Consider the following 26,383-nt stretch of genomic DNA (forward strand, 5'->3'; position numbering starts at 1 on the left):
TGAAACAAAAACATCAAAAAATGACAGAAAACAAGTGAAGTCTTCCCGCAGGCTGCCGATTAGATTCGTTGCGACATCCGCAACTGGAGAACCGCCGTGCAAACCGCCGCCCGCACCCTGCCGCAAGCCGAGACCAGCCCCCTTTCGCGCTTCCGTGAAAACCTGGCCGCGCGGGCCGACCTGATCGGCCATCTCGGCAGCGATCTCATCGGGGCAAAGGCAAGGATCGACGGGCCTTACGGCACAAAGGACCTCGTTTACGCCGATTACGTCGCGTCGGGCCGGGCTCTGCGGGAAATCGAGCATTTCGTTCTGGAAGACGTGCTTCCCTATTACGCCAACAGCCACACCGAAGCCTCCTATTGCGGTGGCTTCATGACCCGCATGCGGCGCGAGGCCCGATCGCTGATTGCAGATTTCTGCGGCGCCGACGACCGCTTCGCCGTCATATTCACCGGCTCGGGAGCGACATCCGGCATCAATCGGCTCGTCACGCTGTTCGGCATCACCGAAGCGATTGCAGCCGGAAGGCCGGTGCGCGTCATCATCGGCCCCTACGAGCACCATTCGAACATTCTTCCCTGGCGCGAAAGCGGCGCCGAGATCATCGAGATCGCGGAAGCAGCAACCGGCGGACCGGATCTTGCTGCGCTCAAAGAGGCGCTCCGCAATGGCGCACCGGAACTGACCATCTGCAGCCTTTCGGCCGCCTCCAACATCACCGGCATCGTCAGCGATGTCGCCGGCATTACCGAACTGGTCAAATCATCCGGCGCGAAAATGATCTGGGATTATGCCGGAGCCGGCCCCTATCTGCCGATCGCCATGTGCCCGAAGCCGGGCGTCGAGATCGACGCGATCGTCACCTCGCCCCACAAGTTCATCGGCGGACCGGGCGCCTCCGGTATTCTCATCCTGCGCCGCGATGCGCTTGCGACCGACAAGCCGTCCTGGCCGGGCGGCGGCACGGTGAAATTCGTGTCTCCGACGACGCACGACTATAGCGGCAATATCGAAGCCCGTGAGGAGGCAGGCACGCCGAACGTCGTCGGTGATATCCGCGCAGCGCTCGCCTTCATCGTCAAGGACGCGATCGGCGCCGCCGAGATGAGCCACCGCAACAAGGCCCTCACCGCCCGCGCCTTCGCCGCATGGAAGGACGTGACCAATCTGGAACTACTCGGCCTGCACGAACCCCACCGCCTACCGATCTTCTCCTTCCGTATCCGGGATGGCAAAGGCGGCTATGTTCACCAGCAGCTGGTGACGCGGATGCTGAGCGACCGGTTCGGCATCCAGGCGCGCGGCGGTTGTGCCTGCGCCGGCCCTTATGTCCACCGCCTGCTGGACATAGACGAGGAACAATCGGAAGATGTGCGCCAGGCCATCCTCGCCGGCGACGAGATCCGGAAGCCGGGCTTCACCCGCCTGAATTTCAGCGTTCTCCTGCCGGAGGCCAAGATCGACTTTATTCTTTCCTCGGTGGCCAAGCTCGCCGGGGACGCCACGAATTTTGAGAAGGATTACGATTTCAATCCGGCCCGGGCGATCTTCTTTCCCCGCGCCGAAAGGGAGATGGCTTAAGTCCATGCAGCGCCCCGACGTCTCGGCTTTTTACGACGCCCGCACCGGTTCTCTCCAATATGTCGTCGCCGACCCCGCGACAAAGAAATGCGCCATCATCGATCCCGTTCTGGATTTCGATGAGAAGTCGGGCTCGACCGCGACAAGGAATGCCGATGCCATTCTGGACCATGTGGCAGCGAACGGACTGACCGTCGAATGGATCCTCGACACCCATCCCCATGCCGACCATTTTTCCGCCGCCCAGTATCTGAAATCCCGCACCGGTGCACCGACCGCGATCGGCGAGCATGTCCGAGATGTGCAGACCATCTGGAAGGAAATCTACAACTGGCCTGACTTCGCCTGCGACGGCTCTCAATGGGACCGGCTGTTCGCCGATGGCGAGACTTTCAGGATCGGTGAACTGGACGTGCGGGTCATGCATTCCCCTGGCCATACACTCGCCTCGATCACCTATGTCGTCGGCGATGCGGCCTTCATCCACGATACGCTGTTCATGCCCGACAGCGGCTCGGCCCGCGCCGATTTCCCCGGCGGCAGCGCTGCCCGCCTGTGGAATTCGATCGAGGCCATTCTGACATTGCCGGACGAGACACGCCTTTTCACCGGACATGACTATCAGCCCGGCGGACGCGAGGCGCTCTGGCAATCGACCGTCGCCGAACAGAAGGCCAGGAACCCGCATGTGCACGGCAAGTCGGCAGAGGATTTCATCAAGCTGCGTGAGGCGCGCGACAGAACCCTGCCCATGCCAAAACTCATCCTGCACGCGCTGCAGGTCAATATCCGCGGTGGACGACTGCCGGAAGCGGAGACGGACGGTCGCTGTTACCTGAAAATCCCGCTCGATGCCTTGCCGGGTTCGATCTGGTAATCGCGCGTGGGCGATCTCATCCCGCAAACCGTTCTCGCCATCGGCTCCGGCTCCCTGATCGGCTTCGTGCTGGGGCTGATCGGCGGCGGCGGATCGATCCTCGCGACACCACTTCTCCTTTATGTCGTCGGCGTGCGTGACATCCACACCGCGATCGGCACCGGCGCGCTCGCCGTTTCGGTCAACGCCTATCTCAATCTCGTCAGCCATGCGGCCCGCGGCCATGTCTGGTGGCGATGTGCGCTGATCTTCACCATTGCCGGCTCGCTCGGAGCCTATTTCGGCTCGAGCCTCGGCAAGATGGTCGATGGCCACAGCCTTCTCTTCACCTTCGGCCTGCTGATGATGTTCGTGGCCTTCGTCATGCAGCCGAACAACGCCCAGTCCGACACCACACCGCAATCTCTGACGCCGGGCGATTATCGCAAGACGACGGTGGTGGCACTTGTGACCGGCCTGTGCTCCGGCTTTTTCGGCATAGGTGGCGGTTTCCTGATCGTACCCGGCCTTTATTTCGCGACCCGCATGCCGCTCATCAACGCGGTCGGCTCGTCGCTGCTGGCGGTCGGTACGTTCGGCCTCACCACCGCCGTCAACTACGCCCTCTCGGGCCTCGTCGACTGGCATGTCGCAGGATACTTCATCGCAGGCGGCCTTGGCGGCGGCATAATCGGGACACTGCTTGCGACGCGCCTCGCCAAGAGCCGCACGGCCCTCACCCGCATCTTCCGCTGGGTCATCCTGACGGTCAGCGTCTATATTCTCTGGCGTAGCGTCGGATAAAAAACTGGCGATGCCGCGCGCCGCTTCAGTTTTGATGAAAACTGTTTCAAGCGAAAAATGATTCCGCAACTGCGCCATTGGGATTATCGTTCGTTACAAGTTTAACGACTTTATCGCGCTGCCTTTGCAGGCAACCTGAAAATTGTTGTTGGCCTGAAAAAGCATTTCTAAACAAAACATTACTGCACTTACCGCCTTGAGCTTGAATTGATATTCGGCAGAACCCGCTCAAGCCGCCATGATGGCCAAGATCTCTGCCATGTCGATTTCAACCATCCGATCGATATCGTCGTTGGCGGCCTGAAAATCGCAGTATCATGACATGGCGTAGCAGGCGCCCGCGTTTCTCGCGGGTGCTTGATGGTTCGCGGGATGAGCAATGGCTCCATCCCGGCGCGCTGATGTTTTGTGCCTCCTCGACGTTCGATCACCGAAACGGTCAGCAAGGGGGCATTATGTCGTTTCTCAAGAATTCCGGTATCCGGACAAAAATCCTGTCGCTGATCATTCCGATCTGCGTCGTGGGGATCGGTGCCACACTGTTTCTCTCCGACAAGTTCAAGACGGTCGATTCCACCTATTCCGACTTCATCTCGAAGGACTATCAGGCGGAAGTGGACCTCGTCGCAGCAACGAGAAGCCTCGTGGCAACCGGTTATGCGGCCTACCAGACGCTGGCCTATGACACCAAGGATCCGGCGCTTAAGGTCGCGCATGATTTCTACAAGGAAAACACCACTAGCCTGATCGGTCGACTGGAACAGTCGAAAGGCGGCCGCCCGCAGGATGCTGCCGCGATCGACAGCTTCATCGCAAAAGCAAAGCTGCTGATTGCCCAGACCGATGCCGGCGTAAAACTCGGCGTGGATGATCGCGATGACGAGGCAAGAGCAGCCCTCGCAAAGGCCGACCTTATGCTGACGCCTCTGCTCTCCGACATGCGTGACCTGACGACATTGATGAAGAAGAACATCAATATCCGGGCCGCCGCGCTGACCGATCAGACCAATTCCACCATCACGATCTCGCTCGCAATCCTGACGATCGTTTTTGCGACCGCGATCGCCGCCGCCCTGTTCGTTTCTTCGCGTGGCATTACCATGCCGATCGCAAGGCTGCGCGAGCGCATGACCTCGCTTGCCGCAGGCGAGACCGATCAGGCCGTCGCCGGCCAGGATCGTCGCGACGAGGTTGGCCAGATGGCCAAGGCCGTTTCTGTCTTCCGTGACAATGCGCTGGAACGCATCCGGCTGGAAAAGGAGGCCGAAGCCAATCGCAGCCTGTCTGACCGTGAACGCATCGCCCGCGATGCCCAGAAGGCCAAGGACGATGCCGACACCCAGTTCGCCGTTGCCGAACTCGGTCAGGCGCTCGGCCGCCTGGCGGAAGGCGATGTCTCCTACCGCATTGAAAAGTCTTTCGTCAAACATCTCGACACGCTTCGCTCGAACTTCAATAATTCGGCCGAGAACCTGAACAGGACGCTGAACGCCGTCGGCCAGAATGCCCGTGGCATTGATTCCGGCGCAAACGAGATCCGCTCGGCTGCAGACGACCTATCCAAGCGCACCGAACAGCAGGCGGCCTCCGTCGAAGAAACGGCAGCGGCGCTTGAAGAAATCACCACGACGGTGAAGGATTCCAGCAAGCGGGCGGAAGAAGTCGGCAGCCTTGTCGCCCGTGCCCGTGATGGTGCGGAAAAATCCGGACAGGTGGTCCGCGATGCCGTCATGGCGATGAAGGAGATCGAGCGCTCCTCCGGCGAGATCACCAATATCATTAGCGTCATTGATGAAATCGCCTTCCAGACGAACCTGCTTGCACTGAATGCAGGCGTCGAGGCGGCCCGCGCTGGGGAAGCCGGCAAGGGTTTTGCGGTCGTCGCCCAGGAAGTGCGCGAGCTTGCCCAGCGTTCCGCCCAGGCGGCCAAGGAGATCAAGGCGCTGATCACCACGTCCGGTGAACATGTTCGCTCCGGTGCCGAACTGGTCGGCAATACCGGCACGGCACTCGAAACCATCGTCGCGGAAGTTCAGGAGATCAACCGCCACGTCGACGCGATCGTCGAATCCGCTCGTGAACAGTCGGTCGGCCTGCAGGAGATCAACACGGCCGTCAACGCCATGGACCAGGGCACCCAGCAGAATGCCGCCATGGTCGAGCAGTCCACCGCCGCCAGCCACAGTCTTGCAAGGGAAGCCGCATCGCTGAACGCACTGCTCGCCCGCTTCACGCTCGGCAATGACGGTGCACGGACTCAGACCATATCAGCCAGCGTGCAGGTGGCATCCGCTTCCACCAATGCGTCCCCCTCGCCTGCCCGCGCTCTCGGCCGCAAGATCGCATCGGCCTTCGGTGGCCGCTCTGCAGCAGTCAACGAGGCAGCCTGGGAAGATTTCTGATCCCCATCGAGGATCTGACGGATTGAAAAGCAGCGCCTCAGACCGAGGCGCTGCTTTTATCGTTCGAAGGGCTCGCCAAGCGAGGCGACGCCATTGAGCTTCAGCAGCCGGCGGTCAGCAGAAATGATGCCGAGCACGATGATCGTGACGAGATAGGGCAGGCTTGAGAGCAACTGCGAGGGCAGATCGACACCGGTCGCCTGTGCCGCAAGCCCCATCAGCGAGACCGCCCCGAACAGGCAGGCGCCGAGAAAGACCCGGCCGGTGAGCCAGGTGCCGAACACGACCAGCGCAATCGCAATCCAGCCACGACCGGCGATCATGCCGTCAGCCCAGAGCGGCGTATAGATGACCGCGGCATAGGCACCCGCAAACCCTGCCATCAATCCACCAAAGGCAATCGCGGCGAGCCGCACACCGATCACAGAGTACCCGATCGCATGCGCCGCCTTGGGGTTTTCGCCGACGGCGCGGATGACAAGACCGGCCTTGGTTTTCGCCAGCAGGAACCAGACGCCGAGTGTTGCGAGAAGCGACAGCCAGACGGCGATATCCTGCACGAAAAGGCCGCCGATGACCGGCAGATCAGACAAGCCGGGAATTCCGAGCTTCGGCAGGCCCTTGACCGTCAGGCTCTCGTAACTTTTGCCGAACAGGGCCGAAAGTCCCTGGCCTAGAATGCCGATCGCAAGGCCTGTCGCCACCTGATTGGCGCGGAAACCGAGGACGATAAAGGCGAAGAGCAAGGACAGAAGTGCGGCACCCAATCCGCCCGCGACGAAGCCGAGAAAATGCCCGCCGCCGTGATAGACCACGATGAAGGCGATCACAGCACCAAGCGCCATCAGGCCCTCGACGCCAAGATTGAGCACGCCCGCACGCTCCACCACCAGCTCGCCGAGCGCTGCGAGCAAAAAGGGTGTCGCCGCGGCCAACATCCCGGCCAGAATGAACTCGATACCGTTCATGATGCTCTCCGGCGCGATAAATGCGGCCATTCCAGCCGGTAACGGATGAAGGCGACGGCAACCAGATAGGCGAGAAGCAGGCTGCCCTGGAAGACACGCACGGCCGCAACCGGAAGATTGGCCGCGACCATGGCATTGTCCCCGCCGATATAAAGGGCCGCCATCAGCAGCGACGAAAAGATGATGCCGATCGGGTGCAGCCCGCCGAGATAGGCAACGATGATCGCTGCATACCCATAACCCGTCGCGATCGACCGCTGCAGCTGGCCGATCGGCCCTGCGACCTCGGCGGCACCCGCAAGACCCGCGGCAAAACCGCCGATCAGCAGCGACAGCCAGATCGCCCGCTTTTCCGAAAAGCCCGCATACCCCGCCGCCCGCGGCGCCAACCCGCCAACCTGCAACTTGTAGCCCCAAAAACTCTTCTGCATGAAGATCCAGGCGGCAAGCGACAGGGCAAGCGCGATCAGCAGCGAGACATTGACGCGCGTGCCTTCGATCAGTGTCGGCACCATGGCGTCATACTGAAACATGACAGATTGCGGAAAATTGAAGCCGTTCGGATCCTTCCAGGGTCCGAGCAGAAGATAATAGAGCAGCTGCGATGCCACGAAACTCAGCATCAGCGAAACGAGGATTTCGTTCGCATTCAGCCGTGCCCGCCAGAAGGCGGTGATCGAGGCCCAGAGCGCCCCGCCAATCGCGCCGACGAGCAGCATGGCTGGCCAGATCCACACACCTTCCGCTTCTGGATACCAGATCGGAATGGCGGAGGCGAAGATCGCCCCAAGGATGAACTGGCCCTCGGCGCCGATATTGAACACTTTTGCGCGAAAGCCGATTGCGAGCCCCTGCGCAATGAACAGGAGCGGCCCCATTTTCAACAGCACTTCGGAAAACGAGGCCCAGGAAATGAAGGGTTCGAGCAGCATGGCGTGCATGACGGCGCCGGGATCTCGCCCCATCAGCACATAAAGCCCGAAATTGAGAATGATAGCCACCGCAAGCGCCAGAAGCGGCGCGAGAACCGTCGCCGTGAGCGATGCGCGCTCGCGCTTGACGAGCGCGGGAAGGAAAGCGAAGGCCGGCATGCTCATGAGGCGAGTTTTCCTGAACCGGGAGCCGAGCCGATCATGTAACGGCCGATCTCCTCCGGCTTCGTGTCACGGGTGACGAGCGGAGGGCTGAGGGTTCCATGATGCAGGACCTGAATGAAATCGCTGAGCTCGAACAATTCCTCGAGTTCTTCTGAAATGACGAGGATCGCCATGCCTTCATTGCGCAGCTTCACCAGCCTCTGGCGGATCGCCATTGCGGCGCCGATATCGACGCCCCAGGTCGGCTGGGCGACGAAGAGCAGGCCGGGCGCCAGCATGATTTCGCGGCCGACGATGAATTTTTGCAGATTGCCACCGGAAAGCGAACCGGCTTCTGCATCAGGACCCGGCGTGCGCACGTCGTAGTCACGGATGCAATCCTCGGCGAAGGCCTTTGCCTTTGATCGGTCGACAAGACCCCGGCGCAAGAGCTTTAGCGGATGGGCGGTCAAAAGGCCGTTCAGGGTCAGCGACATTTCCGGCACCGCGCCGCGACCGAGCCGGTCTTCCGGCACGAAAGCGAAGCCCAGCCTGCGGCGGGCAGCAGCGCCCATCTGGCCGACATCCCGGCCCATCATGAAAATCCGGTCGTGTTCATGCTGTCCGAGCCGCGTTTCGCCGGAAATTAGCGCCGCAAGTTCGCTCTGGCCGTTTCCGGAAATGCCGGCAATGCCGAGGATCTCGCCTGCCCGCAGGGTAAGGCTCACCTTCGACAGCGGCACGGCAAAAGGATCATCCGGCATGTAATCGAGACCGATCAGTTCCAGCCGCTTTTCGCCCATCGCATTCGGCGCCGGCGGTGTCGGTTGCGGCATATCGCGGCCGATCATCATCCTTGCCAGCTCATGCGCATCATGTTCGCGCGGGTCGACATGCCCGGTTACCTGCCCGGCCCGCAGGATCGTCGCCCGGTCGCAGAGCGAGCGGATTTCCTCAAGCTTGTGGGAGATGAACAGGATCGACACGCCGCGATCACGCAGGCGCCGCAACGTCTCGAACAGTTTTTCCACCGCCTGTGGCGGCAGAACGGATGTCGGTTCGTCGAGGATCAGAAGTTTTGGATCGGTCATCAGGCAGCGGATGATTTCCACCCGCTGCCGCTCGCCGACCGAAAGCGCATGCATATGCGCCAGCGGATCAACCTCCAGCCAGAAATCGCGGCCGAGAGACCGCATGCGCTCCGCCAGCTCCGCCTTTTTGCCGGGCATGACCAGCTGGATATTTTCCACCACGGTCAGCGTTTCGAACAGCGAAAAGTGCTGAAACACCATGCCGATGCCGCGCCGGCGGGCTTCGGCGGGCGAGGCAAGCGCCATCGCCTCGCCGTTCCAGGACAGGCTCCCCTCGTCCGGCTGTTCGACGCCATAGATGAGTTTCATCAGCGTCGATTTGCCGGCGCCATTTTCGCCGAGAATCGCATGGATCGACCGCGGAGCCACGTCCAGATCGATGCCGCGATTGGCCTTGATCTGTCCGTAGCTCTTCGAGACGCCGCGGAGCGACAGGAGCGGTGTCGTCATTGCTTCACTTCGGCAGCGGCGTGGTGACGCCCTTGACGTGCCAGTTCATCGCGACGATCTCGCTGTCCGGCAGGGTCTTGCCCGCAGCGACGCCGACACTGCCATCGGCCTTGGTGATCGGGCCGGTGAAGGGCGAGAAGCTGCCATCGGCGATCTTGGCTTCCAGGGCCTTGATCTTCGCCATCGTATCGGCCGGCACGTCCGGGTTCCAGTCGACGACTTCGACCACCTTGTCCGCCACGCCGAGGAAGGCGTTGGCACCCTTGAACTTGCCCGCAAAATGCGCGTCGACGGAGGCCTTGAAGAAGGGCGACCAGTCAGTCGCAACGCAGCCGAGATATTTCTTCGGCGCATATTTCTTCATCGACGAATTGAGGTTGAAGGCATAGACGCCCGCTTCCTCGCAGGCGGCGATGACCGAGGGCGTGTCCTGTGCGTTGGAGAAGATCACATCGCATTTCTGCGCCATCAGCGCCTTGGCAGCTTCCTGTTCCTTGGCCGGATCGAACCAGGAATTGACCCAGACGACCGAGACTTCGATATCCGGCTTCACCGACTGGGCGCCGAGCGTGAACGCGTTGATCGAGGTGATCAGTTCGGGAATGGCGAAGGCCGAGACGGAGCCGATCTTGCCGGTCTTGGAAAGCGCGGCCGCGGCCATGCCCATCAGATAGGTGCCCTGGAAATACTTTGCCGCAAATGGCGAGAAATTCGGCGCGACCTGGAAGCCGGACGCGTGCAGCACGCTGACCTTCTTGTCGCGGCGGGCGACCTGCATCGCGCCGTTCTGGTAACCGAAAGAGCCGGCGATCAGGAACTTGTTCCCGTCGGCGACCGTCTTGGTCATGATACGGTCTGCATCCGGGCCTTCGGCAATGTTCTCGATGACGGTGATCTTCACCTTGTCGCCATAGGCGGCCTTGACCGGATCGAGGCCAGCAGCAAGCGCATGGCCCCAGCCCACATCGCCGATCGGCGACGGCACGACAAGTGTAATGCCGAGCGGTTCATCGGCGGCAAAGGCGGCACGGCTGCCGAATGCGCCGGCAAGGCCGGTTGCGGCAGCAGCCTGCATCAGGTTTCTGCGTGTCAGTTTGGTCATGATTTCTGTCCCCTCTTTCGGTTCTTTTTGGAATTTCAGGATTGCCAGGGCCACGGCCCTGAACGGAATATCAGCGCTTCACGCCTCTTCGGCCTGCACCTCCGGTTCCGGCTTCAGTTCGTGCAGACGGTGAATGCCCGGCATCTCGATAAAACCCGGCAGCGCCCGCAACGCGCGCGACCATAGCCGGATCGTCGGATAGGGATCGAGCGATACATTGCCATCCGGCGCCAGCGCCACATAGGGAAAGCAGGCAATGTCCGCGATCGTCGGCCGGTCGGCTGCGAGAAAACGGCAGCCGCGCAGGCTCTGTTCGACGAGCCCGGCCTCAAGCTCCCGCAAGGCGGCAATGCCGGACTTTTGCAGGGCAGCGATATCACAAGGAACAAGCAACATCTGGGTGAGCCGCGCGCCACCGAGACTGGATGTCAGCCGCGCCGAAAAGGCCAGCCATTGCTGGATCCGCGCCGTCTCCTCGGCACTATCGCCACCCAGCCAGCCAGGTGCGGCCTTTGCGGCAATATAGGCGAGCATGGCGGAAGATTCCGTCAGCAGCAGATCGCCATCCTCCAGGATCGGGATCGTGCCGGCCGGATTGAGCGCCAGCATGGCCGGGCTGCGATGTTCGTTTCCGGGATGAAAATCCACGGGCTTCAGTTCGAGCGCTGCGCCAGCAAGCGCCGCCATCAGGCGCACCTTGTAGCAGCTCGGGGAGAGGATGTAGTCGTAAAGCTTCATTGCGCCACCAATTGCGCGCCATAGGTATAATTGTGGCGCTTCAACCAGCGCCGATAGGCGACCGAGGTCAGGTCCGCGCGTGTCGGGATTTCCATGCCCGGATCGAGCGGCAGCAGCGTCGGGATCTGGTTTTCGAGGATCGACCGGTCCTGCAGAAAGATCGTCTGCTGGAAATGGATGAGATCGGTCATCGGCGTATCGTCGTCATAAAGCGCCATCCAAGGCCAGACATCGCAGACATCCTCGAACAGCGGCTGCACGAAAAGCGTGATGACATCCCATTCGCTCGGCCGCGGCGGGCAGGTTTTGTAGAGGACGGAGCAAGTCGGCGCAGGCACGCGATACATATATTCGGTGGTAATGCCGCCGCTGGCGGATTTCGCCGCCTGCGGCTGGTAGAATTTCACCTGCGTCGCCCAGACCTCGTCCTCTTCCTCGCGGATCTCAACCTTGTAATTCTGCACTTCCGTATGCGGCTCGGAGCCAAGAATATCGGTGTGGACGAAGGGGAAATGCGCGATATCGAGAAAGTTCTCGACCGCGCGAAGCGGCGAGCAGCGCACACGCACGACACCGACCTCGACCAACCGGCGCCCCGGCTGATCCGCCTCGGGAATGGGAAACAGGTCATGATCGGGTTTGCCGAGAGAGGCCCAGACATGGCCGTACCTGACACAAACGGCAAGCACACGACCATTGCCGCCGGTGACGAGCGGATTGCCTTCCCCGTCGATCGCGACCCGGATCGGTTCACCCATCAACCAGGTATCGCGGCCATTCGGATCAAGCTGGCTGAACAGGCCGACCGGATACCATTCGTCGATCATGCCGATCTTGTTCATGCCCCTGCTCCTTCCGTCGAAAGCGCTTCCGCCCGACGCCGCAATGCTTCGACCGCGCGGGAAGCGGCAATGCGTGCCGATGGACCGGCATCCTGCCCGATAAGAACATGAACCAGCGTCTGGCCCGCCCCCTGATCGGACAAGAGAAGACAGAGCCCACTTGGCGCGTCTGCCGGAGACAGAAAGCCGTCTGCATTCATCCCGACACCGGCAGCCGCCTCAATAAAGCCGATCGCTGCATCAACCGTAACCGAACGAAGCGGCGCAAAACCATTAAGGCGTGGCGGCTCGCCTGCTGGCGCTCCTGCTGCGGCCCAGACCACGCCATCCTGCTCCGCAACAGCATAGGTCACGACACGGATCGTCTCCGGCGGCGTCAGGCCCGGATGGGCCGGGATCTTCAGACATTGCCCACCCTGCGCATAACTCCAACCATGGTAGATGCAGGAAAGCGCCTCACCGCGCACGAACCCGTGCGAGAGCCGCATGCCACGATGCGGACAGCGATCCGCCGAGGCTGTGGCGCGCCCCGAAGCGCTGCGCCAGAGGGCCACCGTCTCGCTCGCGATACGGGCTGGCATCACCGCGAGAGCGGGCAGATCGGAAGAAAGAGCGACTGGCACCCACGAGCCCGCCGTATCGGATTGCATGACCAAGCTTTCTTAAATGTCTCAATAAGTTAAAGGCGATACCGAAGGCCTCCCGCTTCGGTAGCTTTTTGTCTCCGCGACACGTTTGCATAAGTATTGGCCATTGGCAATGACGGTCTAAATAAAGTGCACAGTGACGATATCAGGTCGATCCGGTCAGCCCAAAACATGCCGCTCGATGGCCTCGACCCAGACCTCGATGGGACCGAGCGAACAGCCCATCTCCATCATGTCGATCAGCTCTTCGGGGCCGGAAAGATCGAGTTCGATCTTCTCTTCGGAGACGGAAAAAATCGTCCGGGAAAGGCCGAGCTTTGCCACGTGACGATCGATCCAGGGGAGAAATGCGTCAGGGACGAGATCACCGGAAATCGTCATGCGTTCCGTCGACTGGTTCTGCTTTACGTCACTCATCCGTGGCCTGTGCCTGCTGTGTATGCCCGATCATATCCAAAACCGGGCACGATGCCAGCCGCTACTAACAACGCAGCGCCTCCATCCGGCTACCCCGTCGATCAGGCCGGAGACCCGGCGCGCACGCCATTGATAAGCCAGTTCCACGTCCTTTCGAAATGAGCGCGGACGGCTTCCTCGCCATCGAATTCATCGCTTCCCAGCATCGCGGCAGATGTCGGAAGCGCGACGAGACAGTGGATGAGATGGCCAGCGATCAGGTGCGTATCGCCCGCCGCGATCAGCCCGGCATCCTGGGCATCGCTGACCGCATCGACGAGACGTTTCATGATCGGATCCGGCTGCGGCGGTATCTGGCTCTTCTTTTCGAATGACACGGCCTCGCTGAAGGTGATGCGCTTCAGGGCGATCAAGTCGGGCTCCATATTGATCCGCAGCAGTTCGGACATCAGCCCGCGCAAGCGTTCAAGCGCATCGCCATCCACATCCGGAAGCCTTTCCAGCCTGGCAATCGCACGCTTGTGCGCGTGTTCGACGACCGTTTCGAAAAGAGCGACCTTTGAGGGAAAACGGCGATAGACAGTGTCCTTGCCGGCGCCGCATTGCGACGCGACCTGCTCCATGGACGTGCCGGCAAAACCGCGACTGGCAAAAAGCTCGGTTGCAGCCTCGATGATCCGCGCACTCGCATCACCCTGCTCTGTCTTGGATGGTCTTCCGACGCGCACCGCCACAGCACCTTTTTCAGCCGCCATAATTCCCCTCCTTCATCACCGCTCTGCCTTTGTCATGTTGCATCGGCGCATTGCCAACATAAAAGTTGATATCGTTTCTCATATTAACTGGACAGGACGGTCCCGTTTGATTTATTGCGTCTATCATATTTGGCAAGCTTCAGCACTGGGGGCAATTCGTGAAGCACCGTCTATCCGCAAAATACGCTTTGATGACAACGACATTTCTCATCGGCGCCTATCCCTCCTTCGCGCAGGAACCAGCCAACCAGCTGGCCCCGATCGTTCTTCAGACGGAAGGCAGCATCGACAACACGTCTGACACCGTCGTCGCCAAGGCTGCGCGGTCGGCGACCAAGACCGTCACGCCGATTGCCGAGACATCCCAGTCGATAACGACGATCACGCGCAAGCAGATCGACGAGCAGAACCCGCAGACGGTCGGCGAATCCCTCCGTTATACGGCGGGCGTCCTCTCAGATCGCGATGCGAGCTCGCGTTACGACTCCATCTTCCTGCGCGGTTTCGGCTCGTTCGGAACGACGACCAGCTATGTCAATTATCTCGATGGATTGAAGCTGCAACGCGGCCAGGCTTTTGCCACACCGTCGATCGATCCCTTCTTTCTCGACCATGTCGATGTGCTGAAAGGCCCGTCTGCGCTTCTCTACGGCCAGATCAGCCCCGGCGGCATGGTCAACCAGGTCAGCCGTGAACCGTCTTCCGTCCAGTCGAACGAAGTCCGCGTCGAAGGCGGCACCGACCGGCGTTTCCAGACCGGCGTCTATTCGACCGGTCCCCTGACCGATGACGGCACTTTGCAATACGGCATCGGCGCGGTCGGCCGCACCTCCGGCACACGCTATGATGATGTCGACGAACGCCGCATTGGCGTTGCGCCCTCGCTCAAGTGGCAGCCGGATGCCGATACGTCGCTGGTCATTTCCGGTTATTATCAGCGAGACCCGGAGGGCGGCTATTTCAACTCGGTCTACCCGAATTTCCTGGCTCCAGCCGGTTTTGGCAAATATCTCGGCCGCGACTTCGATATCGGCGATCCGTCCTACGACTCCTTCGATCGCAAGCAATACGGCATCGGTTACCGCTTCGAACACAGTTTCAACGATCAGGTGACGGTCCGCTCCGCCTTCCGCTACACGGATGTCGATACCGACATGCGTTCGCTGCAGATGTCCGGCCCGATATCGGCCGCCGGCGTCATCCCGCGTTATGCCGTCCATTCGATCGAGGATGCATCCGGCTATTCCTTCGACAACCAGGCCGAAGTGAAATTCGATACCGGCCCGGCAAAACATACGCTGCTGGCCGGCATAGACCTGCAGCATTCGAGCAGCGGCTGGCAATATCTGATGGGCGGCGCGACCTCGATCGACGTCACCAATCCCGTCTACAACCAGCCGGTCGGCCCCTTCGCGCCGGTGATAGACAGCGACCAGTCGCTGCGCCAGACCGGCATCTACCTTCAGGATCAGATCGAGCTCGGCCAGTTGCGCGCCGTGCTCGGCGTCCGTCACGACTGGACCGACCAGGACACGGACAACCTGCTTGCCGGCACCTCGTCGGACCAGTCCAGCGATGCGACGAGCTATCGTGCCGGCCTGCTATATCTGTTCGACAACGGCATCGCGCCTTATGCGAGCTATTCGACCTCCTTCGAGCCGGTGGTCGGCACGGATGCCAGCGGCGATGCATTCAAGCCGACCGAGGCAAAGCAATACGAGATCGGCATCAAATACCAGCCGACCGGCTGGAACGCGCTCTTCACGATCGCGGCCTTCGATATCCGCCAGCAGAATGTCCTGTCGCCGGGAAGCGTGCCGGGCTTCAGCGTCCAGCAGGGCGAGGTCCGTTCACGTGGTCTGGAATTCGAGGCACGTGGCAATGTCACGACGAATTTCGAGCTGATTGCCGCGCTTTCACTACTCGATACGGAAGTGTCCGAATCCACCAATACCGGGATCATCGGCAACCGGCCGCAGGCGGTTCCGCGGGCCTATGGTTCGCTCTGGGGCAATTACACGATCGATAGCGGCGTGCTGGAAGGCCTGTCGCTTGGCGGCGGCGTGCGTTTCGTCGGGTCGAGCTATGCCGATGACGCCAACACGATCAAGGCGGATGGTTACACGCTGCTGGACGCCGCGCTGAAATACGATTTCGGCGCCAAGCGACCGGAGCTGAAGGGGCTGGAAGCAACGCTGAACGTCACCAACCTGCTCGACAAGGAATATTATTCGAGCTGCAGCTCCAATACCTATTGCCAGTGGGGCAATGGCCGCACGGTTCTGGCAGGCCTGAGATACAAGTGGTGAGGTTCACCGTGACGACGACGAGACGCCTTTTCTGCGCAGGCATTGCCTCAGTGGGCCTTCTTGCAGCCATCACACCGGCTGCGGCAACGGAAGCGATAACCGTCGTCGACATGGCCGGGCGGGAGGTCAAACTCCCGGCCCTGCCCAAAAGGATCGTTCTTCTCGAAGCGGGCGACATTCTCACCATGTCGCTCCTGCATCCAGACCCGGCCTCGCTGGTGATCGGCTGGGCCGCCGTCGACCGGATCGATAGCGACCTGATGCGGAATCGTCTGCTCAACGGCCATTCCGTCGCCACCGTCGGCAAGCTCAGCCCCGACACGCTGTCGCTTGAGGGGCTGATCGCCCTTCAGCCGGACCTCATCGTCACTACCGCCTTCATGACGCCAGATGAAGGCGACGCTTCGCTGATCGCGCGATTGAAACAGGTCGGAATTCCGGTCGTCTTCAGCGACGCTTCCAGCAACGTTTCGGCAGGCCAGACGCCGCCGGATCCTCTGACCAAACTCAAGGCCTCCATGACCATGTGGGGCACGCTATTGGGCGCGAGCGAAAAGGCAAAGGCCTTCGTCTCCTTCTTCGAGCACCAGTTGGCCGATATCAAAACCCGCCTCGCCGGCGCCACACCCGTCACCACATATCTCGAAGTCCAATCGACCCTGGATGACTGCTGCTGGGCGGCAGGAACACGCAACTGGGGCGAACTTCTGGCGCTGGCCGGCGGAAAGCCCCTACCTGGGGTAAAGGCACCGTGGTTTGAAAAGCTCTCGCTCGAATATGTGCTGGCGACGCCGCAGGATGCCTATATCGCCTCCGGCGGCGGATGGTCTGTCGGCAGCCGCCCGGAGATCGGACCGGGGATAGACCCTGAGCGTGGACGTCAAGGCCTGCAAAAGCTGGTCGATGGTAGGGCGGGCTTCAAGGAACTGGAAAGCGTCCGCAACAAACGCGTTTATGGCGTCTGGACCGGCCTGATCAGCAATCTCCCGCTCAACATCCTGTTTGTGGCCGTGGCTGCCAAATGGCTTCACCCGGACAGATGCACCGATCTCGACCCCGCAGCCATTCTCGCCACGATCAATCGCGAATTCGCGGCATTTCCGATCGATGGGCCGCTCTGGATCGCGATCTGACTTCAGAAAGGCCAATCCCCATGCTCAAACGTTATCGCGCCAGCGCCGTCGTGCAATTCGAAAGGATCGGCGACTATGTCGACCCGATCCTCGATTCCATTGCGACGCATGACATGACCGTCGAAGCGAAGGAGGGTATCCGCCACATCCGTTCGCCTTTCGGCAGCGCCACGTTCGAGCTCATAGACGGCGGCTTCAGGATGACGGCTGAGGCCCCGGACGCAGGCGGCCTCAATCGCCTGAAACACGCGCTTGTCGGACCGATCGGTTTCATCGCGGCACGCGAGAAACTGGAGATCCGCTGGGATGGCGACCATGCCGAACCCGCCCTGCCGGACGATCTTCGCATCCTGCATGTCCACGCCGTCGAAGACCTGACGCCGCGCTTCCGCCGCATCGTCTTTCGCGGAAAGAACCTTGCACGCTACGACCGCAAGGATCAGCTTCACTGTCGGCTGATCTTTCAGCCACGCGGCGTGGAAGAGCCCAGCTGGCCCATGCTCGACCACCGCGGCCATGTCGTCTGGCCGAAAGACCGCGCCGTGCCGACCCGTGTCTACACGATCCGGAGTATCGACACTGCGAGAGACGAGATCACCATCGATTTCGCCCGCCACGCCAATCCCGGTCCCGCAACGACATGGGCATTGAACGCCGAACCCGGCGATATCGCCGGCATTCTGGGACCGGCTGCGGAAGGTCCGAAGCCTGCAGGATTTTACGTCCTGCTGGGAGACGAAACGGCGCTGCCGGGCATGGCGAGAATTCTGGAATCTCTACCAGCCGATGCAAAGGGCCATGCCTTTATCGAACTGGATGCCGAAACCGACGCAATGCCACTCGATTGTCCCGCAGGCATGTCAGTCACCCTGCTCTGTCGCAACGGCGCGGCGGCCGGGACCACCGGATTGCTTGAACAGGCGATACGCACCGTGGATTGGCCGAAAAATCTTCGTGAAGCTTTCGTCTGGGGCGGCTGTGAGCACAAGGCCTTCAGTGCCATCCATCGATACCTGAAAAGAGAACTCGGCCTCCCGCGCGACCGTTTCGTGCTGTTTTCGCATTGGCATCGAACGCTCAGCGAAGAGGACATCATCGCAAAGGGCGCCGAGGCTTATCTGCCGGAATGAGACGCCTTCAGCACGTTGTGCGCCGGGATCGACGCACAACGCCAGTTCAAGGCATGTGCAGACGCATCAACACCGCCTGCAAGGCCAGGATTGTGCTCAACCTATATCACGCGCCGAACAGTTCTCGGATCTGCTCTTCGGTATAGCGACCCAAACGAACATCCTCGGCGACTTCCTCACGATCACGGGCCCTGGGATCGCCATAACCGCCGCCACCCGGCGTGCCGACCCTGACGCGATCGCCCGGAGACAGCGGAATGTCCTGCGCCTTCGAAAGATGCTCCGGCACGATCTTCTGGCCGCTCTTGATGATCGTCACGGAATTCGGCATCCCGTCCTTGCCACCCAGCACGCCGGGCGGGCCGAAGCGGCCGTGGTCCATGACAAAACTTGCCGTCGCATGGCCGCGCAAAAGCTCGACCTCGTAATCGAGGCCAAAACCGCCGCGGTGCTTGCCGGCGCCACCAGAACCTTCGCGCAGCGCATAACGGTGATAGAGAACCGGGAACTGCTGCTCCATGATTTCGACAGGCGGGGCCTTGGAAATGCCGATCGTCGAGCAACCGTTGGAAAGACCGTCATTGTCGACGTTGCCGCCATAACCGCCGCCGGAAATCTGGTACATGACGAAGCCGCGATTGCGCTCCGGATCAAAACCGCCGAGCGCGAAATTGCCGGATGTGCCGGCGGGTGCACCCGTAACACGATCCGGCAGCGCCTCGACCAGCGCCAGAAACACCGACTCGGCGATACGCTGGGACACTTCGGCCGCACAGCCGGAAACCGGCCGCGGATATTGCGCATCGAGGAACGTGCCTTCCGGCCGCTTCACCGTCAGCGGCTCGAAGGCACCGGCCGAGATCGGCACATCCGGAAAGATATGGCGCATGGCGAGATAGACGGAGGACATGGTCGTCGCCAGAACCGAGTTCATCGGTCCCATGCAGGTTTTTGACGAGCCGGTGAAATCGAATTCCAGCTCACCGTCCTTCGCCGTAATGGCGAGACGGATTTCCAGAGGTTCATCCACTACGCCATCGCTGTCGACATAGGCGACCGATGTGTAGACGCCATTCGGAATGAGTTTTGCGTAGGCCCGCATCTGGGCAGCGGCGCGCACGCGAAGTTCCGCGATCGCCTCGCGCACCGTATCGTCACTGTAACGGTCGAGAATGCGGGCAAGACGCTGTTCACCGACCAAAAGGGCTGCGGCCTGCGCTTTCACATCGCCGATCCGCTGTTCGGAAACGCGGATATTGGAGCAGATGATCGAATAGATTTCCTCGTCAAGCACGCCCTGCTTGAAAAGCCGGACCGGCGGCAGGCGCAACCCTTCCTGCTCGACGGCCGTTGCAGAGGCGGAAAAGCCGCCCGGCACGGCACCGCCGGTATCGGGCCAGTGACCGGTATTCGAAAGCCAACAAAAAATCTCGCCATCGCGATAGACCGGCATGGCAAAGCGCACGTCCATCAGATGCGTGCCGCCGAGATAGGGGTCATTGACGATATAGATATCACCCGGCTTCGGCGCCGCGACCTTACCGGCCTTGATCATCTCGATCAGCGTGCGGGTGGAATATTGCATCGTGCCGACAAAGACCGGCAGGCCGGCAGCGCCTTGCGCGATCAGCGACCCGTCTTCGGCCGAGTAGATACCGTCCGAGCGGTCGTTCGCTTCGGCAATGACGGGAGAAAAGGCAGCGCGGGAAAAGGTCAGGTCCATCTCGTCGCAGACCTGCTGCAGGCCCGACTGGATGACGCTGAGCGTGATCGGATCGATGGTCATTGGGCGGCTCCGAGCTTTATGATGATATTGCCGTCATGGTCCTGGTTGCCGATATCGCCCGGCTCGATGATAATCGTCGTATCCATCTGCTCGATGATCGCTGGGCCATGGATCACCGCATCGGCAGGAAGGTTGTCACGCCAATAGATCGGCGTCTCCATCCATTCCCCGAACCAGACCTTTCGCGTACCGGTCTGCGCCTCGACGAGAGTTGGCTTACGGCTGCCGGCATCAATCAGCAACGAGAGGTCGATTTCGGCGCGGCGGCCGATGATCGACGTGTTGACGTTGACGAGACTTGCGCGGATATCGGAGAGCTCAACCCGGAAACGATGGAAATAGGCCTGTTCGAAACGGGCCTGTAGCTCGTCGATCGTCGGCGTCGGCGAAGAAAGCGGCACGCGTAACAGATGCGTCTGGCCGACGAACTGCATGTCGACCGAACAGATCTCGCGGATCTCGCGGATCGCCACCGCTTCCTTGTCGATCAGCCTGCGGCCTTCGGCCGACTGTTTTGCAAAGATCTCATGCACCGCGGCAATATCGACCGAATGCAGCGGGCGGTTGACCGTGTTGACGAAGTCATGGCGCAGGTCCGCGACAACGCAGCCGAGCGCATTGGTAATGCCGGGCCGTGCCGGCGTCAGGACCCTCGGAATGCCGAGCTCGCGAGCAATCGCGGTGGAATGCAGCGGGCCTGCACCACCAAAGGCAAACAGCGCGAAATCACGCGGATCCTCGCCAAGGCTGACCGAGACCATGCGCACCGCATCGGCCATGCGCGTATTGGCGATGCGGATCACGGCCGCCGCAGCTTCGATGGCGCTGACACCGAGCGGCCGGCCCAGCTTTTCTTCGAAGATCGCCGCAATGCTCTCGATCGTCGGACCGCCCGGCACAGAATTCAATCGAGCCGGATTGAGCCGGCCAAGCAGCATGTTCGCATCGGAAATGGTCGGCAGCGTGCCACCTCGACCATAACAGATCGGCCCGGGCGTGGCGCCGGCACTATCCGGCCCGACCTGCAGCAGGCCGGCCGGCGTGATGCGCGCAATCGAGCCGCCACCAGCGCCAACGGTGCGCACATCGACCATCGGCACATGGATCGGCATCGCATATTCGATCTCGATCTCGTTCGAGACGGCCGGCTCTGCATTGCGGATGAGCGCGACATCGGTGGACGTACCGCCCATGTCATAGGTGATGAGATCCGGAATACCGGCGCGACGGCCGGTATAGGCTGCCGCCATGACGCCGGAAGCCGGGCCGGACATGACAGTCTTTGCCGCTTCCGCGGCAACATGCCGGGCCGAGACCATGCCGCCATTGCCGTTCATAACGAGGACGTCGTGCCGGTAACCGCGAGCCGCGAGCTGATCGGCCAGCCGCTCGACATAACGGCGCAGCAGCGGCTGGACGGAAGCATTGACGGCCGCCGTCACGCCGCGTTCGAACTCCCGGCTTTCGGAAAGAAGCGTATGGCCAATCGTGACATTGCCGTTCGGCCAAACCTCTGCCGCGATCTCACCGGCCCGCAGTTCATGGGCGGGATTGGCGTAAGAGTGGAGGAAGTGAATAACCAACGCCTCGCAGCCGTCGTCGACGAGATCCTGCATCGCGGCCCGCAATGCATCCTCATCGAGCGGCGTCAGCACATTGCCGCGCGCATCCATGCGCTCGGGAATTTCCAGCCTCAGGTCGCGCGGAATGATCGGCTTGAAATCGCCCTTCATGCCGTAGGCCTGCGGCCGTGTGCGGCGGCCAAGCTCCAGAATATCGCGAAAACCCATCGTCGTGATGAGGCCCGTCTTGCAGAGATTGCGCTCCAGCACAGCATTCGTGGTGGTCGTCGTGCCATGGACGATAAGGTCAAGCGCAGCCAGATCGGCTTCGGCCGCATCCAGCGCGTTGAGAACGCCGGTCGCCTGATTGTCGAGCGTCGTCGGCGTCTTGGCGAGCCGCACGGTGCCATGTTCCGAATCAAACAACACGAGATCGGTGAATGTGCCGCCGACATCGATACCGGCCACCTGGGACTGGCGACCTGCGCCCTGAAGTGATTTTTCCTGCACGATCGTTCCCGAATATTTATTTGTATACGAATGAATTTGCGGCGATGCAGCGAGGCTGTCAAGCCACGATTGCAGCAAGATGCAACGCGTTGCGAACTAAACCAAAAGATGCAATTGATTGGGCGTCGACCGCGAAAGCAGCAGTGCCAAGACCAGCCGGCACGACCGGAGGAATGGGCTCCTCCGGCTGTGGCGTCAGCCTCGCTGTCGAACAAGGAGGTGTGCGATGAGGCCTTGGCCGATCCGCATCACACTAAAAATGAAAAGGAGCCGGACAGGCTGGTCGCTATTGTTCCGGCTCCAACTCATTCTCTAGCAAACGGAAGGTGGGCGAGAGCTCGCCTTCCACTCCTTGAAAATAAACGATCCGGTCCGCGCTTGCAAGATTGGCTCAGCGCAACCCGTCCTTGCCAACGATCTCATTCTTCGCGAGCCCGCCGACGCGGGGAAGCGGGCGGCCACTATCCGTAACGGCCACGGCAACAACGATCTCGTTCGGCCTTGGTGCATCACCAACAGAGACAATCATGCCGTCAAAATGAGAGCGCACGAAGGCTGCATCCTTGTGGCCAAGCGGAATGTCGAATGAGGCACCCAGAGTACCGCGCGCCTTCGATGAAGGAATGAGCGCGGCGCCACCGCCGAGCGCATCCCGTACCGGCTTGCCCATGGCGGGATGGAGCAGCGCGGCGGCATGTTCCAGCTCGCCATCCTCACCGACCAGCGCCGCCTTGCCGTAACTTTCGGCTTCGGACGACGCGATGCCGAGGGCTTCGACGCATTTCTGCGCAAGGATGCCACCGAGTTCAGCGCCCTGATCGATCAGGAGGGACAGGTCCTTCACATATTGCCCGGCAAAGGGATTGCGGATCACAGCGATGGCGGCCGCCCGGCGCGTCGACGGATCGACCTTCTGGCCGGCCTCCGTCAGCACCTCCTCGACGACGACCGTGATCTTGCGGATTTCGGCGCTCACCGCAGCCCGTCCTCGCCCTTGATCTCGGCGGCCTTGAGCCCTCCGACGCGGGCATGGACACGGGCGCCGGTGGTCATCACCAGCGCGAGCACGATCTCGCCGGCGCGTGGCGCATCCGGAATGCCGACTTCCATCGCATCGAAATGGCTGCGGACATAAGACGCGTTGATATGGGTGACCGGAATATCAAGACGTGCGCCGGGAGCACCGACCTTCTTGGTCGAGGGCACGATCGCCTTGGCATCGCCGAGGATTTCGCGCATGGCGTAACCGCCGGGCACATGCCAGAGCGCGCCATGTTCCAGCTCGCCGGCCTGACCGACAATGGCGCCCTTGCCATACCCCTCGATCTCGTCCTTGCCGCCCAGCGCTTCCGCCAGACGCCCCGCCATCGATACGCCAAGCGGCTCGAGATCCTTCATGAAGCCGGCAATATCCTCGTGATAGCTGCCAGCAAAGGGGTTTTCGATAACCGCCAGAATGACACCCTTCTTGAGTGGCTTATCGACGGGCTTGCCGCCCTCGTGAAAAATCTCTTCGACGGTGAGCGCATATTTGCGGACGACGGGTTCAGGCATGAGGACGATGCTCCAGTGACATGGGTGTCTCGGGTGAAGGTTTAGTCTGTTCGCGTTGGCCGGCAAGCCTGCCTTCGTTGCGCAGGAAGAGCGCGGCTCGATGAACGAGATCTTGCGCGATAAAATTCTCGGCCTGAGCGAGCCCGGCATCGAGCGCTTCGGCGATTTCGTCAGGCGATAGGGAGCCGCAACCGGTGACTACCAGCCGTTCCCCGAGATCGCTATCGTCCACGACATCGATGGCGCGGTTGCGCGTCACAGCCGGATGGTCCGGCAGATCGATGGCATTTGCGATGAGGGTAGCAGCGGCATCGGCGGCGGCGGCATTCGCTGCGAGCACCGTGACGGAATCGGCAATCCCCATCGAAAGGCTGCGGCCACCGCGGCCGCTGGTGGCGATGCCGCGGCTTGCATCATCATAAGCGATGGAGAAATCACCGAAAGCAACGCCATCCTCGCGCGCCATTCTGATCTGGTATTGTGCCCCCGGATCGAGATGAAGGGCGATATCGCCGCCGTTGTTGACGTAGATCCGGTTCGGACGATCATCGGTCGGCAAAGCACCGAGCATCGAAGCTATGATTTCATCCGCCACAGAGCCTGCGACCGCAGCCATCGGGGTGATAAAATGGCTGTCGGCAAAAGGCATGACGGCAGCCAGCATTCGCCGGGCGACAGATCCGGCCAGCACTGCCCCACCCTTGCCTGCAGGCTGTTTCAGAAGCGGCAGTTCCGAAACCAGTTCATCGAGGATCGTTGCAAACCGGGCGTGCGCGGCCTCATAGGCGATCCGGCGCTGAGCTGCGAGATGCGGCGCGAGGCCATCGACACCGATGACGAGGTCGATCGGACCGTGCTGCAGATGCAGCCGACCATCAGCACTTCCATCCAGATAATATGCGGCCGCTCCCGCCATAATCTCGACCTATGCGCCCCAGCGGAAATTGCGCTTATCCGTCGGCCAGGAGCCGGCAGAGACCGGACCGATCTTGCGCTCGGCAAGTGCGACTGCCTGCTCGATCGGCACCACGGCATCCATATGACCACCAAGCGCCTCGTAATCGGCAAGACGCATGGTGAACTCGATCGGCGCGACGAGTGCCGGCGTCGGAACATAACCGAAGGAATTGGTCGGCATGTCCATGACGTCGGCCATGACGGTGATGCCACCGCCCGGCCACACATATGCCTCCGCGCCGCCGCAGGAGACATGGGTCAGCGCCTGCTTGACCGAACGCGTCAGCCGCACCGGATTGTTGGTGACGCCGGCCCGCAGGCTTCCGCCCGCGCCGCCGATGAAAAGGACCGAAGCAAGCGCCGGTTCGCAGTTTTCCTCGATCACCTCGACCGACTGCTGCAGCGCCGGCGGCAGGATCGTCTGCAAGACCGGCTGCAGGTTATCGTCCAGAATGTAATAGCCGTATTGCTCGCCGGTCGTGGAGACCATCAGCATGCGAAGGCCGGGATAGGCCGTCTTGGCGTCAAAATCGCCGAGGATGGAAAGCGGGTCGGTAATGTTGGTACCGCCCCAGCCGGTTCCCGGTTCCGCCACCTGGAAATAACGGCCGGGCGTCGAACGGCGGCCCTTGATCTTAATGCCGGTCGGCGGAATGTCGAGCAGCTTGCCGGCCTGATGTTCGGACAGGACGCCGGTAATGTGATCGTCGACGACCACGACCTCGTCGACATGGCCGAGCCACTGGCGGGCGAACATGCCAATCGTCGCAGAACCGCAACCAACGCGCATGCGTTGCTCCTGCTCACCATTGATGATCGGCGCCTGACCCGCCGCGACGATGATCGTGGACCCTCCGTCGATCGTCATCTCGACGGATTCGCGATTACAGAGTTTCAGGAGACTGTCGCAGGTGACGCGGCCTTCCTTCTTGGAGCCGCCGGTCAAATGATGCACCCCGCCGAGCGAAAGCATCTGTGAGCCGTATTCGCTGGTCATGACATGGCCGATCGGTTCGCCATCGACCCTGACCGGCGCAGATTCCGGCCCCAGGAACCGGTCGGTATCGATCTTCACCTTGACGCCGCAATAGCTGAAAATCCCCTCGGTCACGACCGTGACCATATCGACGCCGTTTTCCTTGCGGGACACGATAAAGGGCGCAGGCTTGTAATCGGGATAGGTGGTGCCCGCACCGATCGCGGTGACGAAAGCGCCGCGGGACTGGACGATCTCGCCATCCCAGTCTGCCGCGCCGCCTGCCGGCAGGAAAGGCACGACCTTGCCGCCTTCAGCCTCGTTCGCCTCGATGATCGTCAGCGGATCGACCCGGATCAGCTCTCCCGCCACATTCGCGTAACGATCGCAGGCGCCGGAGCGGCCATCCGCGATATAACACATCACGGGACAGGCATCGCAGCGGATCTTGCCGTTCAGGGTACTTTCGACCAATTGCTTGACCAAGGAGATTTCCTTCCCGAGGGTTGCCACTTTGGATGCGGAGAGCCGGCTAACGCTTCTTGAATTTTACCGCATCCGGCGGATCATTTTCATTTGTATGCAAATGAGTATCGATCGCCTTCAACCAGCTGTCAAGTCGGCTTTCCGGCTGCTTCGCGGCCGCCGGATCATGTTATTTTCATCGGCCGCCTGACGTCATCAAACGACCGAAACTGCTGAAAAACATACCGTTCCCGGCCATTGAGATTGAC

Annotated in this window: 22 protein-coding genes; 7 read left to right on the forward strand and 15 right to left on the reverse strand. The window is 61.2% G+C overall.

Features of this window, described 5'->3' with window-relative positions; translation table 11 throughout:
• The first annotated feature begins 96 nt into the window (after window positions 1–96).
• The 4 genes from FHW37_RS21520 to FHW37_RS21535 all read left to right on the forward strand — a co-directional run bounded on the left by FHW37_RS21520 (window position 97) and on the right by FHW37_RS21535 (window position 5,646).
• A complete protein-coding gene (locus FHW37_RS21520) occupies window positions 97–1,584 on the forward strand; it encodes an aminotransferase class V-fold PLP-dependent enzyme (RefSeq protein ID WP_246690855.1) in 1,488 nt (495 codons plus the stop codon).
• 4 nt (window positions 1,585–1,588) lie between these two features.
• Window positions 1,589–2,461, forward strand: a complete 873-nt coding sequence (locus tag FHW37_RS21525) for an MBL fold metallo-hydrolase (protein WP_145640081.1) — start codon at window positions 1,589–1,591, stop codon at window positions 2,459–2,461.
• Between the two features lie 6 nt (window positions 2,462–2,467).
• Window positions 2,468–3,244, forward strand: coding sequence for a sulfite exporter TauE/SafE family protein (locus FHW37_RS21530; protein WP_246690856.1), 777 nt, complete (start codon window positions 2,468–2,470; stop codon window positions 3,242–3,244).
• 455 nt (window positions 3,245–3,699) lie between these two features.
• Window positions 3,700–5,646, forward strand: a complete 1,947-nt coding sequence (locus FHW37_RS21535; protein ID WP_145640083.1) for a methyl-accepting chemotaxis protein — start codon at window positions 3,700–3,702, stop codon at window positions 5,644–5,646.
• Window positions 5,647–5,702: 56 nt separating this feature from the next.
• Here FHW37_RS21535 and FHW37_RS21540 read toward each other — a convergent pair whose 3' ends face one another.
• The 9 genes from FHW37_RS21540 to FHW37_RS21580 form a co-directional block, all read right to left on the reverse strand.
• Window positions 5,703–6,614 (reverse strand): ABC transporter permease, encoded by a 912-nt coding sequence (locus FHW37_RS21540; protein ID WP_145640084.1) that lies wholly within the window; start codon window positions 6,612–6,614, stop codon window positions 5,703–5,705.
• Window positions 6,611–7,711, reverse strand: a complete 1,101-nt coding sequence (locus tag FHW37_RS21545) for an ABC transporter permease (protein WP_145640085.1) — start codon at window positions 7,709–7,711, stop codon at window positions 6,611–6,613. The genes FHW37_RS21540 and FHW37_RS21545 overlap by 4 nt, the downstream gene beginning before the upstream one ends.
• The gene (locus FHW37_RS21550) at window positions 7,708–9,231 is read right to left on the reverse strand and encodes an ABC transporter ATP-binding protein (RefSeq protein ID WP_145640087.1); all 1,524 of its coding nucleotides are present in this window, start codon (window positions 9,229–9,231) and stop codon (window positions 7,708–7,710) included. The genes FHW37_RS21545 and FHW37_RS21550 overlap by 4 nt, the downstream gene beginning before the upstream one ends.
• Before the next feature lie 4 nt (window positions 9,232–9,235).
• Window positions 9,236–10,333 carry a BMP family ABC transporter substrate-binding protein gene (locus FHW37_RS21555; protein WP_145640088.1) on the reverse strand — a complete coding sequence of 366 codons (1,098 nt, stop codon included), beginning with the start codon at window positions 10,331–10,333 and terminating at the stop codon, window positions 9,236–9,238.
• 78 nt (window positions 10,334–10,411) lie between these two features.
• The gene (locus FHW37_RS21560) at window positions 10,412–11,071 is read right to left on the reverse strand and encodes a glutathione S-transferase family protein (protein WP_145640090.1); all 660 of its coding nucleotides are present in this window, start codon (window positions 11,069–11,071) and stop codon (window positions 10,412–10,414) included.
• Entirely contained in the window at window positions 11,068–11,913 is an 846-nt protein-coding gene (locus FHW37_RS21565) for an aromatic ring-hydroxylating oxygenase subunit alpha (RefSeq protein ID WP_145640092.1), read from the reverse strand. Before FHW37_RS21565 ends, FHW37_RS21560 begins: the two co-directional genes overlap by 4 nt.
• Window positions 11,910–12,563: a Rieske (2Fe-2S) protein gene (locus FHW37_RS21570; RefSeq protein ID WP_145640093.1), complete on the reverse strand. Its 654-nt coding sequence runs from the start codon at window positions 12,561–12,563 to the stop codon at window positions 11,910–11,912. The genes FHW37_RS21565 and FHW37_RS21570 overlap by 4 nt, the downstream gene beginning before the upstream one ends.
• 156 nt (window positions 12,564–12,719) lie before the next feature.
• Complete coding sequence (locus FHW37_RS21575; RefSeq protein WP_145640095.1) at window positions 12,720–12,977, reverse strand: acylphosphatase; 258 nt, start codon at window positions 12,975–12,977, stop codon at window positions 12,720–12,722.
• 101 nt (window positions 12,978–13,078) lie between these two features.
• Window positions 13,079–13,732, reverse strand: coding sequence for a TetR/AcrR family transcriptional regulator (locus tag FHW37_RS21580; protein WP_145640096.1), 654 nt, complete (start codon window positions 13,730–13,732; stop codon window positions 13,079–13,081).
• Between the two features lie 191 nt (window positions 13,733–13,923).
• Between FHW37_RS21580 and FHW37_RS21585 the strand changes: the two genes are divergently transcribed.
• Genes FHW37_RS21585 through FHW37_RS21595 form a run of 3 tightly spaced genes read left to right on the forward strand, consistent with a single transcriptional unit; the run spans window position 13,924 to window position 18,304 of the window.
• The gene (locus tag FHW37_RS21585) at window positions 13,924–16,041 is read left to right on the forward strand and encodes a TonB-dependent siderophore receptor (protein ID WP_145640098.1); all 2,118 of its coding nucleotides are present in this window, start codon (window positions 13,924–13,926) and stop codon (window positions 16,039–16,041) included.
• Between the two features lie 8 nt (window positions 16,042–16,049).
• Window positions 16,050–17,174, forward strand: a complete 1,125-nt coding sequence (locus FHW37_RS21590) for an ABC transporter substrate-binding protein (RefSeq protein WP_246690857.1) — start codon at window positions 16,050–16,052, stop codon at window positions 17,172–17,174.
• Between the two features lie 20 nt (window positions 17,175–17,194).
• On the forward strand, window positions 17,195–18,304 hold the full coding sequence (locus tag FHW37_RS21595; protein ID WP_145640099.1) for a siderophore-interacting protein: 1,110 nt from the start codon (window positions 17,195–17,197) through the stop codon (window positions 18,302–18,304).
• A 106-nt stretch (window positions 18,305–18,410) separates the two neighbouring features.
• Here the strand turns inward: FHW37_RS21595 and FHW37_RS21600 are convergent, their stop codons facing one another.
• The 6 genes from FHW37_RS21600 to FHW37_RS21625 form a co-directional block, all read right to left on the reverse strand.
• Window positions 18,411–20,090 carry a hydantoinase B/oxoprolinase family protein gene (locus FHW37_RS21600; RefSeq protein ID WP_145640101.1) on the reverse strand — a complete coding sequence of 560 codons (1,680 nt, stop codon included), beginning with the start codon at window positions 20,088–20,090 and terminating at the stop codon, window positions 18,411–18,413.
• The gene (locus FHW37_RS21605; protein WP_246690858.1) at window positions 20,087–22,162 is read right to left on the reverse strand and encodes a hydantoinase/oxoprolinase family protein; all 2,076 of its coding nucleotides are present in this window, start codon (window positions 22,160–22,162) and stop codon (window positions 20,087–20,089) included. The genes FHW37_RS21600 and FHW37_RS21605 overlap by 4 nt, the downstream gene beginning before the upstream one ends.
• Before the next feature lie 391 nt (window positions 22,163–22,553).
• Window positions 22,554–23,138, reverse strand: a complete 585-nt coding sequence (locus FHW37_RS21610) for an amino acid synthesis family protein (RefSeq protein WP_145640103.1) — start codon at window positions 23,136–23,138, stop codon at window positions 22,554–22,556.
• Complete coding sequence (locus FHW37_RS21615; protein ID WP_145640104.1) at window positions 23,135–23,716, reverse strand: amino acid synthesis family protein; 582 nt, start codon at window positions 23,714–23,716, stop codon at window positions 23,135–23,137. Before FHW37_RS21615 ends, FHW37_RS21610 begins: the two co-directional genes overlap by 4 nt.
• Complete coding sequence (locus FHW37_RS21620; protein WP_145640106.1) at window positions 23,709–24,632, reverse strand: UPF0280 family protein; 924 nt, start codon at window positions 24,630–24,632, stop codon at window positions 23,709–23,711. The genes FHW37_RS21615 and FHW37_RS21620 overlap by 8 nt, the downstream gene beginning before the upstream one ends.
• A 9-nt stretch (window positions 24,633–24,641) precedes the next feature.
• Complete coding sequence (locus FHW37_RS21625) at window positions 24,642–26,135, reverse strand: 6-hydroxynicotinate reductase (protein ID WP_145640107.1); 1,494 nt, start codon at window positions 26,133–26,135, stop codon at window positions 24,642–24,644.
• Window positions 26,136–26,383 lie beyond the last annotated feature (248 nt).

The organism is Neorhizobium alkalisoli (genome assembly GCF_007829835.1).
GTDB lineage: Bacteria > Pseudomonadota > Alphaproteobacteria > Rhizobiales > Rhizobiaceae > Neorhizobium.

Excerpts from the sequence above, each read along its gene's own strand:
- FHW37_RS21525 (WP_145640081.1), top strand. The coding sequence starts at position 1,589 with ATGCAGCGCCCCGACGTCTCGGCTTTTTACGACGCCCGCACCGGTTCT.
- FHW37_RS21535 (WP_145640083.1), top strand. The coding sequence starts at position 3,700 with ATGTCGTTTCTCAAGAATTCCGGTATCCGGACAAAAATCCTGTCGCTG.
- FHW37_RS21540 (WP_145640084.1), bottom strand. The coding sequence starts at position 6,614 with ATGAACGGTATCGAGTTCATTCTGGCCGGGATGTTGGCCGCGGCGACA.
- FHW37_RS21545 (WP_145640085.1), bottom strand. The coding sequence starts at position 7,711 with ATGAGCATGCCGGCCTTCGCTTTCCTTCCCGCGCTCGTCAAGCGCGAG.
- FHW37_RS21550 (WP_145640087.1), bottom strand. The coding sequence starts at position 9,231 with ATGACGACACCGCTCCTGTCGCTCCGCGGCGTCTCGAAGAGCTACGGA.
- FHW37_RS21555 (WP_145640088.1), bottom strand. The coding sequence starts at position 10,333 with ATGACCAAACTGACACGCAGAAACCTGATGCAGGCTGCTGCCGCAACC.
- FHW37_RS21560 (WP_145640090.1), bottom strand. The coding sequence starts at position 11,071 with ATGAAGCTTTACGACTACATCCTCTCCCCGAGCTGCTACAAGGTGCGC.
- FHW37_RS21565 (WP_145640092.1), bottom strand. The coding sequence starts at position 11,913 with ATGAACAAGATCGGCATGATCGACGAATGGTATCCGGTCGGCCTGTTC.
- FHW37_RS21570 (WP_145640093.1), bottom strand. The coding sequence starts at position 12,563 with ATGCAATCCGATACGGCGGGCTCGTGGGTGCCAGTCGCTCTTTCTTCC.
- FHW37_RS21575 (WP_145640095.1), bottom strand. The coding sequence starts at position 12,977 with ATGAGTGACGTAAAGCAGAACCAGTCGACGGAACGCATGACGATTTCC.
- FHW37_RS21580 (WP_145640096.1), bottom strand. The coding sequence starts at position 13,732 with ATGGCGGCTGAAAAAGGTGCTGTGGCGGTGCGCGTCGGAAGACCATCC.
- FHW37_RS21585 (WP_145640098.1), top strand. The coding sequence starts at position 13,924 with ATGACAACGACATTTCTCATCGGCGCCTATCCCTCCTTCGCGCAGGAA.
- FHW37_RS21595 (WP_145640099.1), top strand. The coding sequence starts at position 17,195 with ATGCTCAAACGTTATCGCGCCAGCGCCGTCGTGCAATTCGAAAGGATC.
- FHW37_RS21600 (WP_145640101.1), bottom strand. The coding sequence starts at position 20,090 with ATGACCATCGATCCGATCACGCTCAGCGTCATCCAGTCGGGCCTGCAG.
- FHW37_RS21615 (WP_145640104.1), bottom strand. The coding sequence starts at position 23,716 with ATGCCTGAACCCGTCGTCCGCAAATATGCGCTCACCGTCGAAGAGATT.
- FHW37_RS21620 (WP_145640106.1), bottom strand. The coding sequence starts at position 24,632 with ATGGCGGGAGCGGCCGCATATTATCTGGATGGAAGTGCTGATGGTCGG.